Here is a 17,726-nt window from a genome sequence, read left to right on the forward strand (position 1 = left end):
TCAACAGGAGGACGTTCCATGAAACAGTCGCAGCATTTCCTCGACAATGCGGAGAATTGCGCACAGCTCGCAGAGCGAGCGTCCGACGAGCCGACCTACAATCGCTACAAGCGGATGGAAGCTGCCTGGCGCGCACTGGCCAGGGAGCAGGACTGGCTCGACGGCGAGACCTCACCTTCGGACAATCTGGTCGAACCTTCGGCGCTTTCCGGTTGCGCCCAGGGAGCGGCCTGATAGCAGCTTATTGCTAACTGCGCTGGCGTTGCCAGCGCAGTTAGCCGGCCATCATGCGTGCTCCCTTGCGGCGACCTTGTCGAGTGCGCGCAGCACCGCATCGCCCATCTCGACGGTCGAGAGCTTCTTCGCGCCTGCCTCGGCGATATCGGCGGTCCGCGCACCGGAGGCGAGCGCGGTCTGCACCGCCTTCTCCAGGAGGTCGGCGTCGTCGGGACGGTTCAGCGTCAGGCGCAGCAGCATCGCGACGCTGAGGATCGAGCCGAGCGGATTGGCGATGCCCTTGCCCGCGATGTCGGGCGCGCTGCCGTGCACCGGCTCATAGAGCGCCTTGCGCCGGCCGTAGCGGTTCACCGGTCCGAGCGAGGCCGACGGCAGCATGCCGAGCGAACCGGAGGCCATCGCCGCGCAGTCGGATAGAATGTCTCCGAAGATGTTGCCCGTGACCATCACGTCGAACTGCCGCGGCTCGCGCACGATCTGCATCGCGGCGTTGTCGACATAGAGATGGGTGAGCTCGACGTCGGAGAACTCTTCTCTGTGCAGCGCGGTCATCTCCTCGCGCCAGACCACGCTGGTCTCCAGCACATTGGCCTTGTCGACCGAGCAAACCTTACCCCGCCGTGTCCGCGCCAGCTCGAACGCCGACCGCGCGACGCGGCGGATCTGGTTGGTGGTATATTGCTCGGTGTTGAAGCCGCGCCGCTGCCCGTCCGGCAACGTCTCGATGCCGCGCGGCTCGCCGAAATAGATGCCGCTTGTCAGCTCACGGATGATGACGAAATCGACGCCGTCGAGCACCTCGGGCTTCAGCGGCGCCGAGGCCGCGAGCGCCGGGCTCGCCACGATCGGCCGAAGATTGGCGTAGAGATCGTATTTGCTGCGCAGACCAAGCAGGCTGCCGGCCTTGCGCGCGGCCGCCGGCACCTCCTTGGTCTCCGGCCCGCCGGTCGCGCCCCACAGGATCGCGTCGGCCTCGTCCATCGCTTCGGCGGTGTCCTCCGGCAGCACCTTGCCGGTCGTCAGATACGGCATCAGCCCATACTGCGCCTCGCGCACCATCATCGGCACGCCGCGCTTCGCCGCGAACCAGTCGAGGATCCGGCGTGACTGCGCGGTGACCTCGGGACCGATGCCCTCGCCGTCGACCACTGCGATCTTGATCATGTTGGATAGTGTGGTCATGCCGGTGTCCTTGCAAAATGAATCCAGGGGCGCGCCGCACGGTCGGAAGCCTGGAAGGCGCGGATTTCGCCGTCGCGCTGCAGGGTCAGCGCGACCTCATCGAGCCCCTTCAACAATCCCTCGCGCCGCCTCGGGTCGATCTCGAAGGAATGGCGCGCGCCGGACGGCGAGACGATGGTCTGCGCCTCGAGATCGATCGAGACCTTGCCCGCGCCCTGCGTCGCCTCGATATCGGCCGCGAGCGAATCCACCACCGCCTTGTCGACGACGATGGGCAAGATTGTGTTCTGGAAACAGTTGGCGAAGAAGATGTCGCCAAAGCCCGAGCCAATGATGGCGCGGATGCCCATCTCCTGCAGCGACCACACCGCGCCCTCGCGCGACGAGCCGCAGCCGAAATTCGGACCCGTCACCAGGATCTCCGCTTGGCGGTACGGCTCGCGGTTGAGGATGAAATCCGGATTCTCCGAGCCGTTGGGCAGATAGCGCAGCGAGCCGAACGCCCATTTGCCGAGCGTGCCGCGGATCGAGTTGCCGACCAGCCGCTCGATGCGGATGATCACGTCTGTATCGATATTGCTGCGCATGATCGGCGCGGCTGTTGCGGTCAGCTTGTTGAACGGTTTCGGCATCGTCAGCGCCCCATCATCCTGACATCGGCAATCGCACCGGCAATGGCCGACGCCGCGGCGCTCGCCGGGCTCGCCAGATGCGTCCGCGCCCGCGGCCCCTGCCGGCCGACAAAGTTGCGATTCGAAGTCGACACCGAGCGCTGCCCGGGCGCCACCACCTCGCCATTGGCGGCGAGGCACATCGAGCAGCCCGGCTCGCGCCACTCGAAACCGGCGTCGGTGAAGATCTTGTCGAGCCCTTCAGCCACCGCCTCGCGCTTGACGTTCTCAGAGCCCGGCACGACCCAGGCACGGACGCCTGCCGCCACCTTGCGGCCGCGCGCCACCTCGGCCGCGGCGCGCAGGTCGCTCAACCGGCTGTTGGTGCAGGATCCGATGAAGACCCAATCGACCGGCGTGCCCGCGATCGGTGCGCCGCCTTGCAGGCCCATATATTCCAGCGCGGTTTCGATCGCCGCGCGCCGCGCGGGATCGTCGACCGACTTCGGATCAGGAATTCGGCCATCGACGCCGATGACGTGCTCGGGACTGATGCCCCAGGTCACCTGCGGGATGATCTTTGCCACGTCGATCACCACCTCGCGGTCGAACACAGCATCTGGATCGCTCGGCAGCTCGCGCCACGCCTTGACCGCGAGCTCCCACATCTCGCCGTTCGGCGTGTAGGGACGGCCGCGCAGGAATTCAAAGGTCTTTTCATCCGGCGCGACCATGCCGATCTTGGCGCCGAGCTCGATCGAAAGATTGCAGATGGTGAGCCGGCCCTCGATCGGCAGGTCGCAGATCGCGCTGCCGGCATATTCAACTGCATAGCCTGTACCGCCCGCCGCACCGATGTGCCCGATCAGCGCCAGGATCATGTCCTTCGCGGTGACGCCGAGTGGCAGCTTGCCCTCGAATCTTGCACGTAGGGTTTTGGGCCGGCGCTGGATCAGCGCCTGGGTCGCCAGCACATGCGTGAGTTCGCTCGATCCGATGCCGAAAGCGAGCGCGCCGAGGCCGCCATGCGTGCAGGTGTGGCTGTCGCCGCAGACGATGGTGGCACCAGGCACGCTCAATCCAAGCTCCGGCCCGATGACATGAACGATGCCCTGGCCGGGCTGATCGACATCGAACATCGCAATCCCGCTCGCCGCGGTCTCGACCCGCAGCGCAGCCAACAGCTCCTGCCCGATCTTGCTGGTTCCGGCGCGGCCATGCGCGGTGGAGATGGCATGGTCCGGGGTCGCAAATGTCAGCTCCGGATTGTGAACCTTGAGACCCCTGTTCTTGAGATCGAGCAGGCCACGCGAGCCACCGAGATCGTGCAGCAGATGGCGGTCGATGTGAAGGAGATCGGTGTCCTCGCTCAAGCGGGCAATAACATGCTGATCCCAGATCTTGGCCAGCATCGTACGACCGGTCTTTTTCAAGACAGTCCTCCCTTTGGCTTCTTGAGGCCAGCGGCGCACGCCGCCGATTGCCGCTTTGGTGCGGCTTTGACTGCGAGCATCAAATCATGCAGAGGCTGGCTCCGCCAGAGCGGAACGCCGGTCATGACATGGAGGGAGGCCTGCGCGTTGCGCAGGTTGACAGGATCAGACGCCAGTCCGAAGCGCGTCCGTTTGAGATGACACGGTTTCGTCATGACCAGACTTGTCTCGGCCATCCACGTCTTTCCCGCATGCGGGACGCAGAGACATGGATCCCCAAGACAAGGCCGTGCATGACGAAACTAAGAATTTGGTTTCAACGGACTCAGGACGCCAGCGCTTCTTCCGGCATCACGACCGCGAGGTTCTGGCTCTCGGCGACAGCGCGGTTGGTGATGCGACCGCGATGGATGTTGAGCCCGGCGCGCAGATGCGGATCCTCGACCAGCGCGCGCAGCCCCTTCGATGCGAGCGCTAGACCGAACGGCAGGGTCGCGTGATTGAGCGCATGGCTCGAAGTCACCGGCACCGCACCCGGCATGTTGGCTACGCAGTAATGCACGACGTCGTCCACCAGATAGGTCGGCGCCTGGTGTGTGGTCGGCTTCGAGGTCTCAAAGCAGCCGCCCTGGTCGATCGCAACATCGACCAGCACCGCGCGGCGCTTCATGCTGGCAAGCTGCGCACGCGAAACGAGTTTCGGCGCGCTGGCGCCCGGCACCAGAACCGCGCCGATCACGACGTCGGCGGCAATGATTTCCTGCTCGATCGCTTCCAGCGTGGCGTAGCGGGTGCGGACGCGGCCGGCGAAGAGATCATCGAGCACGCGCAACCGCGGCAGCGAGCGGTCGAGAATGGTGACGTCGCTGCCGAGCCCCGCCGCCATCCGCGCCGCGTGCGTGCCGACCACGCCGCCGCCGATGATCGCGACCCGCGCCGGCGGAACGCCGGGCACGCCGCCGAGCAGCTTGCCCATGCCGTCGGCAGATTTGCGTAACGCGGCGCCCGCGGCTTCGATCGCAAGCCGGCCGGCGACCTCGCTCATCGGCGCGAGCAACGGCAGCCCGCCATGCGCATCCGTCACGGTCTCATAAGCGACTGCCGTGCAGCCAGAGCCGAGCAGCCCCTTGGTCTGGGGGACGTCCGGCGCGAGATGGAGATAGGTGAAGAGGATCTGGCCTTCGCGCAGCCGCGTCCATTCGGATGGCTGCGGCTCCTTTACCTTTACGATCATGTCGGCGACGGAGAACACTTCCTCGGCCGTGTCGGCGATCCTGGCGCCAGCCTGGCGATAAACGTCATCGCCGGAGCCGATGCCTTCGCCGGCCCCGCGCTGCACCACGACCTCATGTCCGTGCGCCACATATTCGCGCACCGACGCCGGCGTCAGCCCGACCCGATATTCCTCGACCTTGATCTCCTTGGGCACGCCGACGCGCATGGTCCGCTCCTGAAAGAATCGTTTCCACCTTTGGTAAAGCTAATCCTCGTCAGGCGACGTTTCTCAGCGAAATCCAGCTTGTCGGCGCGACAAGACGCTCATATTCTTCGTCACCGGCCAGACAATTAGAGGAAAACTGCGTGGACGGTCTCGACCGTATCGATCTCCGAATCCTGGCCGAACTGGTCTCCGACGCTCGCGCCAGCCAGATCGAGCTTGCCGAGAAAGTCGGGCTGTCGCCGACGGCCTGCGCGCGGCGCATCCGTCATCTCGAGGAGACCGGCGTCATCCGCGGCTACCGCGCTGACCTCGAACCGACGGCGCTCGGACTGGTGACGACGGTTGTCGTCACCATCACGCTGGAGAAGCAGAGCGAGGATTATCTGGCGGCGTTCGAGGCCGCGATCGCGCGCTGCCCCGATATCGTGTCCTGCCATTTGATGTCGGGCAGCGACGACTACCACCTGCAGGTCATCGCGCGCGACATCGCCGATTTCGAGCGCATCCACAAGCAGCATCTGTCGCGGATGCCCGGCGTCGCTCGCATCCATTCCAGCTTTGCGATGCGCGAGGTGGTCCGCCGCACCATTCCGGAAACCGCGCTGCGCGGCTGATCACGGCGCTCGTTAGGTCGGGTTGCGGCTCGCGCGCGGCCACATCCGCGACCGTGTCTCGTCCCGCTTCACGACGACATGCCAGAGCGTCGCGGCGATATGCAACGCGACCGCGGCACACACCAGATAGGCGAGCAAGCCATGCGCGACCTCGCCCGCATGCGCGATCGCCCGGTTACCGGCGAACAGGCGCCGCCAGCTGAAAGTCCAGAAATAGCGCAGCGCGCCGGCTGCAATCCACAGTAAAGCCCGATCAACATCGCCGCGATGAACGACACCGCCGTTGCCCAGTGAATCTTGCGCAACAGCGGATCGTAGGTGGTCGCCACTTCGTAGTCACAAAGCGCCTTCGGTTGAGCCTACGCAGGCTCGAAAAAACGAAGGCCGTTCAGTAGATGATCGCGCCGCGTCTGCCTACCGGAGAGTGCCCCGCCTTCGATCACAATCCTGCAGGAGGAGCCTCGCACTCTTTCCCGTTATTCCGGGGCGCGCGGAAGTCACAGCGGGTACCCGGTCCTTAGCGCCCGCGGCCCACGTCCGCTCCACACGCATTTTTTAGTCGTGATTCCCTATCTTATGTGACAGAATTACTACATTCCGATGTCAGTTCGGTTACATGCGGAGCGGTGAATGAGCGTGGAGTGGCGGGCGCGGCCGGTTTCGCTGGCCTGGTCGAATCCGGTGGTCCGATGGTGGGGCCTGCTGAGTCTGGTAAGCGCCGCCAACGTCGCGGTCTGGTTCGTGCTGTACCGCCAGTTCCACGAGCAGAGCAATGGCGGCCTGAGCAGCACGTCGGGCATCGGCCTGATGCTGCTGCTATGCGCGGCTTACGTGTTCGGCTGCGCCTTCCGCTCTGTGCTGCCGCGCGCGGATGTCCAGCGCATCTGCCTGTTCGACACCTGGCTGTCGAGCGTGATGGTCGGCCGTTCGGTCGCCACTGTGGCCGAGGTCTGCTTCGCCGCGCAATGGGCGATCGTCCTGCACCAGCTCGGCACCATGACCGGCGCCGAGATCACCGTGACCATCGCCTGGATCATCGTGCCGGTGATCCTGATCGCGGAATGCTTCTCCTGGTATGCGGTGCTCACCACCCATTATCTCGGCAACGCGATCGAGAACTCGCTCTGGGCTGTCGTCTTCTTCCTGGTCGGGGTCGCACTTTGCCGGCTGCTGCCGGAGTTCCAGGGAGCAGTGCGCTGGGCCTTCATCGTCGCGATCCTCGGCATCGCCGGCTACTTGGCGTTCCTGATGACAGTCGATGTCCCGATGTATCTGAACCGCTGGCGCGCCGAGCTGGCCATCGGAGGTAAGCTCCTTCACCCGCTCGAGGGCCTGCGTGATGTCAGCACGCGCTGGGTCGTGACGCATGATATCGCCGAATGGCGCGAAGAGATCGCCTGGATGTCGCTCTATTTCAGCATGGCGGTCTGGTCGAGCCTCGCGCTCTGCGTCGGCTATTCGCTCGAGGATCAGCTGCCGCGCTACCGCACCGAGTCGGCGATCGTAAGCATGACGCCGGCGATCGCAAGCACGACGCAGGCTGTGCAGCACACAGCAACGATCGAACCGGCAGCGACGCATCGCAACTGATTGGCGGCCGAGAGGCGCGGCTTGTAGCCGGCCGCGCTTTCGGAGTAAAGCTCGGGTCGTCCTCCGCTCATCCGCCCGCGCATGCCATGTCGCACATCACCATCATCGAAACCGGGCTCGTCAATCCGCGCTATCGCGAGCGCCACGCGGAACCTATCCGCAGATGTTCGAGCGGATGATGGCCGCCGCCGATCCCTCGATCGCATCTGAGGTCGTGAGCATACCCAGCGGCGAGACGCTTCCGGATCCAGCCGCGCTGGACGCGATCCTGATCACCGGCTCGCCGGCCGGCGTCTATGACGAGTTTGACTGGATCGCGCCGCTCGAGGACTTCGTGCGCAAAGCGCACGACAAGCGCATTCCGATAGTCGGCGTCTGTTTTGGCCATCAGCTGATCGCGCAGGCGCTAGGCGGCACGGTGCGCAAGTCGGCCAAGGGCTGGGGCATGGGACGTCACGTCTATCGGCTGGCGCCGGGCAACGGGCTGATCGAGGGCGACGACATCGCCATCGCCTGCTCGCATCAGGACCAAGTCATCAGCCCGCCCGCGTCCGCGCGCACCATAATGTCGTCCACCTTCACGCCGCATGCCGGCCTGCTCTATGCAAACGGCACGACGCTGTCGGTGCAGCCGCATCCCCGAGTTCACCGTGGCCTACGCAGACGTGCTGTGCGACCTCCACCGCTACCGCGCGCCCGAGGATGTGATCGCAGCCGCCAAAGCGTCGCTCGCCAAGCCCTTGGACCATGCTACGCTCGGCGGCGTGGTGACGCGCTTCCTCACGGAGCGACGGATCTAATCCTTGGACCACTGGCGATCGCCTCGCTGGTCCCAGTGTACACAAGCCTTGCGGAACGCACCTTCCTCCCGCCCGCTAACGCGGACATTGCGACGATCGGGTCGGGCTGCCCCGGTCGCGGATGCGCGGCGCCGTCGATGTCGTGCTCGGGGCAAGGCTTCCCGCCGCCCGAAAGAGCTCAAGATCCTCATCTTCCGACTACCCGTTTGTCGCAAATCCTGCCTATAAGCCGAACCAGGGGGCCGGTTCCGATCCTGTCGGGCCGTATGCATGCCAAGTCCTGCCCCCGAAGGTGGCCTTATGACGTTTCAGGACGTTCGACCAGCCGTATGGGGGCCTGTCTCCCTGCGGCCCAATTTCTGGGACCTGGCGGCGCTGCTGCTCCTGGTGGGCGCGATGGTGCTCGTCGTCTACGGCGGTGAGCAAACCACCGTGCCGCTGTCCGAGCTCGAGCGCACTCCGGTGTCGCTCGACCCGGCCAACCTGCCGTATTACGCGCTCAGGACGACGATGCGGATGCTGCTGGCGATCGTCTGCTCGACGACCTTCACATTCATCTACGCCACCGTCGCGGCCAAGAGCCGGCGCGCCGAGATGGTGCTGATCCCGATGCTCGACATCCTGCAGTCGGTGCCGATCCTGGGCTTCCTCACCTTCACCGTCGTGTTCTTCATGAATCTGTTTCCCGGTCGCGTGCTGGGCGCCGAGTTCGCCTGCGTGTTCGCGATCTTCACGAGCCAGGCCTGGAACATGACCTTCAGCATGTATCAGTCGCTGCGCGCCGTGCCGAAGGACTTGGAGGACGCGACCGAGAGCTTCCACCTCTCGGGCTGGCAGCGGTTCTGGCGGCTGGACGTTCCGTTCGCGATGCCCGGCCTGATCTGGAACGCGATGATGTCGATGTCCGGCGGCTGGTTCTTCGTGGTGGCGTCGGAGGCGATCACCGTCGGCAACACGACGGTCACCCTCCCCGGCGTCGGCTCCTATGTCGCGACCGCGATCGAGCAGAAGAACCTGCCCGCGATCGGGTACGCGCTGCTGACCATGCTGATCGTCATTATCGCCTATGACCAGCTGCTGTTCCGCCCGATCGTCGCCTGGGCAGACAAATTTCGCTTCGAGCAGACCGCCTCCGGCGAGGCCCCGACGTCGTGGATGCTCGATCTCTTCAGGCGAACGCGCGCGCTGCGCGCCCTGACCTATCCGCTGGCCGCGGCGAACAAGTCGATCTCGACCATGCGCATCACGTGGCTGTCGGTGCTGCAGCCCGGCGACAAACGCAGTCAGCCGTCACGCGTCGTCGACGGCATCTGGATTGCGGTGATCGTTGCCGCGGCCGGCTATGCTGCCTGGCTGGCGTATCGATATCTCTCCGCGTCGCTCGGACCGTCCGATCTGGCCGACGCCGTGGGATACGGGCTCGTCACGCTCGTCCGCGTTATCGTCCTGATCGCGCTGGCGTCGCTGATCTGGGTGCCGGTCGGCGTCTGGATCGGGCTGCGGCCGAAGCTTGCGGAGCAGATCCAGCCGCTCGTGCAATTCCTCGCCGCGTTTCCGGCCAACCTTGCCTTCCCGGTATTCGTAGTGCTGATCGTCCGCTTCCACCTCGATCCGAATGTGTGGCTCAGCCCGCTGATGATCTTGGGCACTCAGTGGTACATCCTGTTCAACGTAATCGCAGGTGCCGCCGCCTTCCCGACCGACTTGCGCGAGGCGGCCAGCAGCTTTCACCTCGGGGGATGGCGATGGTGGGTGAAGGTCGTGCTGCCCGGCATCTTCCCTTATTACGTCACCGGCGCGATCACCGCATCCGGCGGATCATGGAACGCTTCGATCGTCGCGGAAGTCGCAAGCTGGGGCGACACCCATCTCGTCGCCACCGGTCTCGGCGCCTATATCGCGCATGCGACCGAGGCCGGCGATTTTCCCAGGGTCGTGCTCGGCATCGTCATCATGTGCGTCCTGGTCACGTTGTTTAACCGCCTGCTGTGGCGGCCGCTCTACGCCTTCGGCGAGCGCCGCCTTCGCCTCGGCTGATCGAGAGGGATCCTGATGCTCGACCAAACCAAGCAGACCGCCCTGATCGACATAAGCGGCGTTTCCCGCTCGTTCCCGAAGGGAAGCGGCGAGCAATTGCTGGTGCTCGAAAAGGTCGACCTCACCATCCAGGCCGGCGAGATCGTCGGCCTGCTCGGCCGTTCCGGATCGGGCAAGTCGACGTTGCTGCGCATCATCGCGGGCCTTGTCGCGCCATCGTCAGGCAACGCGAGCTGCCGCGGCGAGGCGATTGCTGGTCCGCCCAACGGCGTCGCCATGGTGTTCCAGTCGTTCGCGCTATTCCCCTGGCTAACCGTGCTGCAGAACGTCGAGCTCGGCCTGGAGGCGCTCGGCGTCGACGCCGCCGAACGGCGCAAGCGCGCGCTCGCCGCGATCGACCTGATCGGTCTCGACGGTTTCGAGTCCGCGTACCCCAAGGAATTGTCCGGCGGCATGCGTCAGCGCGTCGGCTTCGCGCGGGCGTTGGTCGTGCACCCCGACCTCCTGCTGATGGACGAGCCGTTCTCGGCGCTCGACGTGCTGACCGCCGAGACGCTGCGCACCGATCTGATCGATCTCTGGATCGAGGGCCGGCTGCCGATCAAGTCGGTGCTGATGGTGACGCACAACATCGAGGAGGCCGTGCTGATGTGCGACCGCGTCCTGGTGTTCTCGTCGAATCCGGGACGCGTCGCCGCCGAGTTCAAGATCGACCTCAAGCATCCGCGCAACCGGCTGGACCCGATATTCCGCCAGCTCGTCGAGCAGCTCTATGCGCGCATGACGCAGCGCGAGGAGCCCAAGACGCCGTCGCTCGAAGGCGTTCCCGGCGGCGGCGTCGGCATGGTGCTCGACCACGTTTCGTCCAACGAGCTGTCCGGCCTGATCGAGACGCTGGCCGGACCGCCCTATGGCGGGCATGCCGATCTGCCTGTGCTGGCGAGCCAGCTTCAGCTCGAGACGGACGAGATCCTGCATCTCGGCGAAACGCTGCAGCTGCTGCACTTTGCCCATCTGAGCGAGGGCGACCTGGTGCTCACGGACGCAGGCGTGCGCTTCGCGCATCTCGACACAGACGCGCGCAAGAAGCTGTTCGCCGAGCACCTCGTCAGCTACGTCCCGGTGTTCGGCCTGATCAAGCGCGTGCTCGACGAACGGCCCTCGCACATGGCGCCCGCCGCGCGTTTCCGCAACGAGCTGGAAGACTACATGTCCGAGGACTACGCGGACGAAACGCTCAGGACCATCGTGTCCTGGGGCCGCTATGCCGAGCTGTTCGCCTATGACGAACAATCCGAGACGTTCAGCCTCGAAAATCCGGGGCAGGACGGCGCTTGAGCGGCATAGCCATACAAGACCGCTGACACCGCGCTCAGCTCACCATTCGTACCGCGTTCCGACTCCGACCGACGTCGCGCCTTTCGCATCGACATCCGATTCGACCCGGATGTGGCGCGTGACATCGACATTGGCCGACACGCCTGACTGGCTGGCGCTCGCGCCCGTCCGCACCCCCACGCTCAGCCTGTCGCCGATCGCGCGCGACGCGCCGACCATCGGGCCGCCTGCCCCGGTGCCCACATCCAGGCTGTCGACGCCGAGCGAGCGGCGCAGACGGTCCATCGTCCCCTCACCGCCGCTTGCGAACTGCGCCGCCACCTGCGCGAGTTGCAGCGCCTGCGACGTCGTCAGGCTGCCCGACGCCTTCTGGAACAGCATGCGAGACAGAATCTCGTCCTGCGGCAATTCCGGCTGCGACGTGAAAGCGAAGACCGGCGCGGCGGCAGGCCCGGAGATTCCAACCTGCGCGGTGATGTCGGAGGCTTGTATCTCCGCCGCAAAGTCGAGCTCGGGGGCAAGATCGCCGTTGAAGGAAAGGTTACCCTTGGTGAAGGTCAACGTCTTGCCGAGCACCGCCAGCTTGCCCTGGTAAAGCGAGAAGGCTCCCTTCGGCACCGGGGCGTTGGTCGTGCCGCTCACATGAACGGAGCCGCCGAGCTCCGCGTTCACCCCACGGCCGTGAATAAAGACGTGGTTCGGTGCCGAGACCGAAACGTCTAGCGCGGCATTGAACAGCGCCGCGCGCGCCTTGCTGCCTTTCAACGCTTCGGCCTTGCGTGCCGCCGCGAGGCGCGCAGCCGCCTGGCCCGAGGCATTCACATGGTTGATGCCGTCGATCGGTTTCAGCGTCGACGGCAGGCGGTCGGGAATATCGACGCTGACGTGGGTCAGGTCGATCCGGCCAGTGACCCGCGGATCGCGCGCCAGAGCACCGCTGACGTCGATCGCAAGATTGGCCTGCGCGGTGGCGAGCGCACTGGCCGCGAGCGTCGCCTGCTGTCCGCGAATCGAGACCGTGCCCGGGAAGCCTGCATCCGGAACGATCCGCACCTCACCGGACCCGGACAACGTGCCGCCGTTGGGCGTCGCTGCGGCGAGGCGCTCGACGACGACACGGTCTCCTTCGGCTGTGACCTTCGCTTCAATGTTGTCGAAGCGGGTGCCGAGCAGGCTGTCGCGGAAGCTGCCTCCGCTCAAGGTGGCGCCGCCACCGATCTGTGGCTTGGCGCGCGTGCCGCCCAAGCGGGCATCGAGCATGACGGTGCCGGACACGGTGCGGCCGGATGCCGACAACGCGGCATTGGCGACGGCAGCATCGAGACGGCCTTTCGCGGCCAGCGCGATCGGCCCCGCGGCATCGAGCGGCACCGTCCCCGAGGCCGTGATCGTGCCGGCTTTTCCCGCGGCGATCGTAGTGGCGAGGCTCGCGCGGCTCCCCTCGAGGCGCCCGTCCGCCGTGACGTCGATCGGCGGCAGGCCAGCGCTGCGGCTCTGCGGCGCGGTCAGTTGCCTGACGGACACCTTGTACTGGCCCGTCGGGGCGCTAGCGGAGCCGGCGATCGTCGCCGAGGCGTCGAGCGTCCCGGCTAGGCCCAAGCCCGGCGACACGATATCGGCCTCGCCGAGCGGGATTGCGCTTGCGATGGCTTTGACGTTGAGCGTCTTGCCGGCGCTGCCGTCCACCGTGATGCGACCGTTGCCAACTCCGAGAGCCAAATGCTCAATCAGCACACTCCCGTCATCGAGCGTGAAGCTCGCCGGCCCCTGCAACGCGATCGCCTTGGCGCCACGCCGCGCGGTGAAACGGTTGAGATCGAACCGCGCGCGATCCCTGGCGGTCAGCACGCCCCCAGCATCGAGAGCGAAGCCGGCCGCCTTGGCTGACAGGCCGACGGTGCTCGTGCCGGCGCTTGCCCGCGCGGTCAGGGCAATGCTTGCGACGGTCTGGCCTCCAATCTCCGCGCCCGTGATCTGGGCGTCCGCGTTGAGCAGCGGATGGCGGTAGAGATCGGCCGCATCGGCGCGCAGATCGAAACTGCGGATGGCGGCACCGGCAGCGCGGATTCCCGCGCCCTTGCCGGCGAGACGGACAGATTGCCCGTCGCCATCAACGGATGCAGCAAGGTCGAGCGACGCCGAGCCGGCGAGATCCATCAGGGCGACCGGCGAAAGGTCGGCGAGCGAGCCGGCAGCGAAACGGAACTGCCCGCGCGCAAGGCTTTGCGCGTCGATCGTGCCCGCCCCCTTCAAGGAGACCGAGCCGATCGCGATGTCGACGGTCTTGGCGTCCCACCCGGCGAAAGCCGAAGCGGATGTGTCGCCCGATTGGCGACTCGCCTGCACTACCCCACGCGCCGCCTTGCCGTCGATCGAGCCGTCGAGCCTGGCGTCGACCACACAAGGTCCTTTGAAGTCGTTGACGGTCGCGGCGAGCTGCAGATGCGGAATGGGACGCCGCATAGCAGTGGCGCGATCCAACGTGGCCGAGAACGACACGCCCGGATGAGCGAGCCCTCCGGTCAGGCCGACGTCGACCGCGCCCGCACCCGCGAGGCGCGCGTCGGCCGCGGCAAGATCAGGCAAATTGACATGCGCCGACAGGTCGCTCGTCTCGCGGGTCACCGTCCCCTTGGCGCGTACCGCGACATGGGCGCCGTCGAGCGAAACGTCGCGGACCGTGTAGGTGTCGCTGCTGCTGTCCGCACCGATATCGGCGGTAAGCGTGACGCGCGGTCCCGTGAGTCCATCCAGCGCCGCGAGCCCCGTCGCGATCCCCTCGCCGGTGCCGGACAATTTGGCGTCGAAGCGGCCGCGCTCGCGGTCGGCGTCGATATCGAGGCCGAGCGCCACCGAGCCCTTGAGTTTCACCCCGGCGAGATCGCCGAAGCGAGCGAGGTCAGGCATCGCTCCGGTCGCACGGCCGTGCAGCCGATCGGGGCTGACATCACCGGTATAGGTGGCCTGGACCGTGGGCGTGCCGATCTCGAGCCGCTCGATGGTGGCGTGGCCGCCCAGATCAGTGCTGCCGTGGAGCACGAGCGAAGCGGTGCGGCCGATTGCTGCTGCGAGGCCAGGGTCGCGCGGCGCAATGCCGGAGGCCTGCAAATTCGCGTCCAGCACGATATGCGTTGCGAGGTCGGAGGGCTCCGCGCGAGGCACCGCCGTGAGCGAGGCATCGAGCGAGTCGAGATCGCCATCCGGCAGGCGGGCGCCTGACAGCGCGAGCTTGGCCGTAAGCGTCGGAGCCTTGATCGGTCCGTTGACCCTGCTGTCGAAAACCAGGCTGCGGATCGACCCCTGGTCCGTCTCCGTGACGTCGCCATTGCTCGGCAGGGCACGGATCGAGGCCGAAAAATCCATCACCTTGTCGGCGCCGAGCAGGCCCTTGACGTCGAGCCGCGCCAGGCGGCTCGTGAGCGTCAGCCCGTCCAGCGCGACGCTGCCGTCGTCGCCGAAATGCGTCGTGCTGTCGAGATTGGTCTCGCCTGCAAAGACGGGCGCGGCAACTGACGGCAGCAGCGGCCCGAGATGGCTCGATAGGCGGGTTGCAAGAACGTGGCTCGCCCCGTTGCGGTCGAGCGTGATCGCGCCGGTCGCATCGATCGTGGGGCCGGCTTGAAACTTCAAGGCGCCGCGGAAGCTGTCGAGCGTGCCCTTGCCGCCAAGCGCGAAAGTGACGGGCGGCTCGCCCGGCAAATGACCGATCTTGGACATGAGGCCGTGGGCGGGCTCATCGAGCGTGACGTCGAGGGTCAATGCATTGCCTTGCGGCACAAAGACGAGCGCGGCCTTGAAGCGGCCCGGGAAATCGGTGCGGGTCGCGTCGAGATTGAAAACGAGGCCCTCCGAGGGCGAGCCCAATTCGGTATTGCCGGTCGCCTTGACGCTCATGGCCTCGCCGAGAATGGGCTGGCCCAGCACCAGGGCATGCAGGTCGAAAGCCTTCACCTGCACTTTCACGGGAAGCTCCGGCAGGATCGGCTGGTCCGACTCCGCGGCGGGCTGGTCGGACGGCAGCGGCTTTCGCTTGATATCGAGCGTGCCGATCTCGAGCCGATCGATCTCCAGCCGCCCGACCAGCAGCGCGCTGCGCCGCCATACGAGACGGGCCTTGTCGAGGGTTAGCCAAACTCCGTCCTTGTCGGTGATGCTGACGTCGCGCACGGTCGCGTCCGACGACAGGACGCCATCGACGGCGCCGATATGAACCTGGGTCGCTGGTGTCGAGAGCGTTCGCGAGACGAGGCCGGCGAGCAGGTCCTGCTGGTTCTCGCCGGTTCTGCCCGCCATTCCGTAGAAAACGATGCCGAGCACCGCGACGCAGACGAGCCCGAGCGCTGCCATGGCGAAACCGATGACGAGGGCCCGTCGCACGCGCATCAGAAGGCCTGTCCAATGCTGACATAGATCGCGTAGCGGCTGTCTCCTGGCCGCGGGTTCAGCGGTGTCGCGACATCGAGGCGGATCGGGCCCACCGGCGTCAGGTAACGCAGGCCGAGCCCCGCCCCGTAGCCGACATAGTCGCTGAAGCCCGGCAGCGACGAGCGGGACACCGAGCCGAAGTCAAGGAACGGCACGAGGCCGATGGTGGGCGTGATCCTCACGCGCACTTCGGCGGAGCCTTCGATCAAGCTGCGGCCACCGGTGATCTGACCGAACATCATCGGCGAGATCGTGTTGAAGCCGTAGCCGCGCACAGATCCGCCGCCGCCCGCGAAGAAGCGGTGCGAATCCGGAATGTCAGCCAAAGGCGCTCCGCCGAGCGAGCCCGCGGCCAGCCGGCCTGCCAGCACGTAATCGGCCTGCTCATCGAGCGCGTAATAGGTTGAACCCGAGACGCGGCCCTCGAACAGATCGATCGTGGAGCCCATCAGCTTCGGATAGGCATTGACGGTCGCTGCAAGGCGTACACCGCGTGTCGGATCGAGCGGATTGTCCGTCGTGTCGTAGCGACCGGTGGCGGTGAAGCCGACGAGCGTCGCATCGACCCGGCCCAGCACATCCTGCGATCTCGATTGCTCGACCTGAAGGCCGCCCTGCAGCGAAGCAGTCTCCGAAAAGCGATGGACCACCCCAATGGTGCCACGCACCGTATCGTCGGTGTAGCCGCCGAGTTCGTTGTTGCCGACGCGCTCGCGGAAGGCGGTGGCTTCGATCAAGAGGTCGTTGGGGGTGCCGAACAGGCCCGGCTTGATGAAGGTTCCCGTGAATCGCGCACCAAAATCTGAAGCGCGAAGATTGCTGAAGCCGTTGAAGGACGTTCCATCGACCCGCTGCAAAAGGGAAGCGGACGCCTCAAGCCGCAGGCGCTCGCCGCCGCCGAATATGTTCCGATCCTCATAATAGCCCGCAACGCCGGGACCATCGACCGTCGAATATTTCGCCGAGAGACCCACCGCATGCCTGGGTCGCTCCGTCACATCAATGAAGACAGGCAGGTTGCCATTAGCATCGAGCTTGTCGGCCTCGCGGATGCGAATGCCGCCGATGGCGGGGATCTTGGCGATCGAGGTTTTGGTCAACGCCAGCCGCTCGGGAGAATAAGGCTCGCCTTCCTTCAGATAAACATGGGTGGCCACCACCCGCGGATCGACAGCACCGTCGCCCGAGACGGTGACGGCACCGATGCCGGCCTTGGGACCTGGTTCGACCCGCAGGCGAAAGTCCATCGCGGCTGCCGCGTGATCCACTGTTGCCTTGACGTCCGCGATCTTCGCCAGCGGATGCCCGTTGCTGCGGAACCAGTCAACGAGCTTCAGCTGCGCGGCGCGCAGGTCGGCCGACACGGCCGGATCGCCTGGCTTCAGCGCAAAGGCGCGGCGTGGCAGCCCCTGTGGCGCCTGGTCGCGCGGATAGCCGACATCGACCGTGCGCAGCTTGAACAGTGGACCGAGCCGAACGGTGACCTTGATCGGAACAATTGCTCGATTGCGAAAGGTGTCGGCCCGGCGCGCCGCGGTGGCGAATCCAGTCTCGTCGAGCGGGGAGACGGGAGCTCCGTCGATTGCCACAACGACCTCAGCGTTGTAGCGACCAAGCCCCCAAAGTGCATCGAGCAGCGGATTGATATCGGCCTGAAGGCGACGCACGAGACCTTCTCCGTCCGGCGGCGGCTCCTGCCGAAGGCGATAGGTGGCAGAGGCGTCACGCAATGCCTGTTCGGCATCGCTATCCTCCTTGCCATCTTCGGTCTTGGCCTCGATCACCAGGCGATAGGACAATGTCGTGGCGCTGACCGGTGGCGGATCGTCGGAGCCGAACAGGCCGAAGAAGTCGAGCGCGTGAGCCGACTCGCACAACGACCAGGCAGCGAGCGCGATCGCGGCGCAACCCGTACGCAGGGTGCATCGCGCCACAGCAAGAAAATATCTTCGGCTTGCCTGCCCCAGTAAAGGGAGCAGACATCGTCGCACCACGATCTGCTTGATTGTCCCGCTCCC

At 65.9% G+C, this 17,726-nt stretch carries 12 protein-coding genes and 1 pseudogene; 6 read left to right on the forward strand and 7 right to left on the reverse strand.

What is annotated here, in order from left to right; translation table 11 throughout:
• The first annotated feature begins 18 nt into the window (after window positions 1–18).
• Entirely contained in the window at window positions 19–234 is a 216-nt protein-coding gene (locus MTX23_RS30045; RefSeq protein WP_280973737.1) for a hypothetical protein, read from the forward strand.
• A 51-nt stretch (window positions 235–285) separates the two neighbouring features.
• On the opposite strand, the gene leuB is transcribed toward MTX23_RS30045, so the two are convergent.
• The 4 genes from leuB to ald all read right to left on the reverse strand — a co-directional run bounded on the left by leuB (window position 286) and on the right by ald (window position 4,904).
• Complete coding sequence (gene leuB, locus MTX23_RS30050; protein WP_280973738.1) at window positions 286–1,419, reverse strand: 3-isopropylmalate dehydrogenase; 1,134 nt, start codon at window positions 1,417–1,419, stop codon at window positions 286–288.
• Window positions 1,416–2,051, reverse strand: a complete 636-nt coding sequence (gene leuD, locus MTX23_RS30055) for a 3-isopropylmalate dehydratase small subunit (RefSeq protein WP_280973739.1) — start codon at window positions 2,049–2,051, stop codon at window positions 1,416–1,418. Before leuD ends, leuB begins: the two co-directional genes overlap by 4 nt.
• Window positions 2,052–2,053: 2 nt before the next feature.
• A complete protein-coding gene (gene leuC / locus MTX23_RS30060; protein WP_280978256.1) occupies window positions 2,054–3,442 on the reverse strand; it encodes a 3-isopropylmalate dehydratase large subunit in 1,389 nt (462 codons plus the stop codon).
• 346 nt (window positions 3,443–3,788) lie between these two features.
• The gene (gene ald, locus MTX23_RS30065; RefSeq protein ID WP_280973740.1) at window positions 3,789–4,904 is read right to left on the reverse strand and encodes an alanine dehydrogenase; all 1,116 of its coding nucleotides are present in this window, start codon (window positions 4,902–4,904) and stop codon (window positions 3,789–3,791) included.
• A gap of 140 nt (window positions 4,905–5,044) precedes the next feature.
• On the opposite strand from ald, the gene MTX23_RS30070 reads away from it, so the two are divergent.
• Window positions 5,045–5,518 (forward strand): Lrp/AsnC family transcriptional regulator, encoded by a 474-nt coding sequence (locus tag MTX23_RS30070; RefSeq protein WP_280973741.1) that lies wholly within the window; start codon window positions 5,045–5,047, stop codon window positions 5,516–5,518.
• Between the two features lie 12 nt (window positions 5,519–5,530).
• On the opposite strand, the gene MTX23_RS36480 is transcribed toward MTX23_RS30070, so the two are convergent.
• Window positions 5,531–5,809 carry a cytochrome b/b6 domain-containing protein gene (locus MTX23_RS36480; protein WP_348637583.1) on the reverse strand — a complete coding sequence of 93 codons (279 nt, stop codon included), beginning with the start codon at window positions 5,807–5,809 and terminating at the stop codon, window positions 5,531–5,533.
• 339 nt (window positions 5,810–6,148) lie between these two features.
• On the opposite strand from MTX23_RS36480, the gene MTX23_RS30080 reads away from it, so the two are divergent.
• The 4 genes and pseudogenes from MTX23_RS30080 (at window position 6,149) to MTX23_RS30095 (ending at window position 11,283) form a co-directional block, all read left to right on the forward strand.
• A complete protein-coding gene (locus MTX23_RS30080; protein WP_280973742.1) occupies window positions 6,149–7,108 on the forward strand; it encodes a hypothetical protein in 960 nt (319 codons plus the stop codon).
• An 86-nt stretch (window positions 7,109–7,194) separates the two neighbouring features.
• Window positions 7,195–7,908 (forward strand): annotated as a pseudogene (locus MTX23_RS30085) (gamma-glutamyl-gamma-aminobutyrate hydrolase family protein).
• A 300-nt stretch (window positions 7,909–8,208) separates the two neighbouring features.
• On the forward strand, window positions 8,209–9,945 hold the full coding sequence (locus MTX23_RS30090; RefSeq protein WP_280973743.1) for an ABC transporter permease subunit: 1,737 nt from the start codon (window positions 8,209–8,211) through the stop codon (window positions 9,943–9,945).
• A gap of 15 nt (window positions 9,946–9,960) precedes the next feature.
• Window positions 9,961–11,283, forward strand: coding sequence for a nitrate/sulfonate/bicarbonate ABC transporter ATP-binding protein (locus tag MTX23_RS30095; RefSeq protein WP_280973744.1), 1,323 nt, complete (start codon window positions 9,961–9,963; stop codon window positions 11,281–11,283).
• A gap of 39 nt (window positions 11,284–11,322) precedes the next feature.
• Here the strand turns inward: MTX23_RS30095 and MTX23_RS30100 are convergent, their stop codons facing one another.
• Window positions 11,323–15,666: a translocation/assembly module TamB domain-containing protein gene (locus tag MTX23_RS30100; RefSeq protein WP_280973745.1), complete on the reverse strand. Its 4,344-nt coding sequence runs from the start codon at window positions 15,664–15,666 to the stop codon at window positions 11,323–11,325.
• A complete protein-coding gene (locus tag MTX23_RS30105) occupies window positions 15,666–17,642 on the reverse strand; it encodes a BamA/TamA family outer membrane protein (RefSeq protein WP_280973746.1) in 1,977 nt (658 codons plus the stop codon). Before MTX23_RS30105 ends, MTX23_RS30100 begins: the two co-directional genes overlap by 1 nt.
• Between the last annotated feature and the right edge of the window lie 84 nt (window positions 17,643–17,726).

It is taken from the genome of Bradyrhizobium sp. ISRA436 (assembly GCF_029910015.1).
GTDB lineage: Bacteria > Pseudomonadota > Alphaproteobacteria > Rhizobiales > Xanthobacteraceae > Bradyrhizobium.

Bases quoted from the DNA above. Each gene is read 5' to 3' on its own strand.
- MTX23_RS30045 (WP_280973737.1), top strand. From the start codon at position 19: ATGAAACAGTCGCAGCATTTCCTCGACAATGCGGAGAATTGCGCACAG.
- leuB (WP_280973738.1), bottom strand. From the start codon at position 1,419: ATGACCACACTATCCAACATGATCAAGATCGCAGTGGTCGACGGCGAG.
- leuD (WP_280973739.1), bottom strand. From the start codon at position 2,051: ATGCCGAAACCGTTCAACAAGCTGACCGCAACAGCCGCGCCGATCATG.
- leuC (WP_280978256.1), bottom strand. From the start codon at position 3,442: ATGCTGGCCAAGATCTGGGATCAGCATGTTATTGCCCGCTTGAGCGAG.
- ald (WP_280973740.1), bottom strand. From the start codon at position 4,904: ATGCGCGTCGGCGTGCCCAAGGAGATCAAGGTCGAGGAATATCGGGTC.
- MTX23_RS30080 (WP_280973742.1), top strand. From the start codon at position 6,149: ATGAGCGTGGAGTGGCGGGCGCGGCCGGTTTCGCTGGCCTGGTCGAAT.
- MTX23_RS30090 (WP_280973743.1), top strand. From the start codon at position 8,209: ATGACGTTTCAGGACGTTCGACCAGCCGTATGGGGGCCTGTCTCCCTG.
- MTX23_RS30095 (WP_280973744.1), top strand. From the start codon at position 9,961: ATGCTCGACCAAACCAAGCAGACCGCCCTGATCGACATAAGCGGCGTT.
- MTX23_RS30100 (WP_280973745.1), bottom strand. From the start codon at position 15,666: ATGCGCGTGCGACGGGCCCTCGTCATCGGTTTCGCCATGGCAGCGCTC.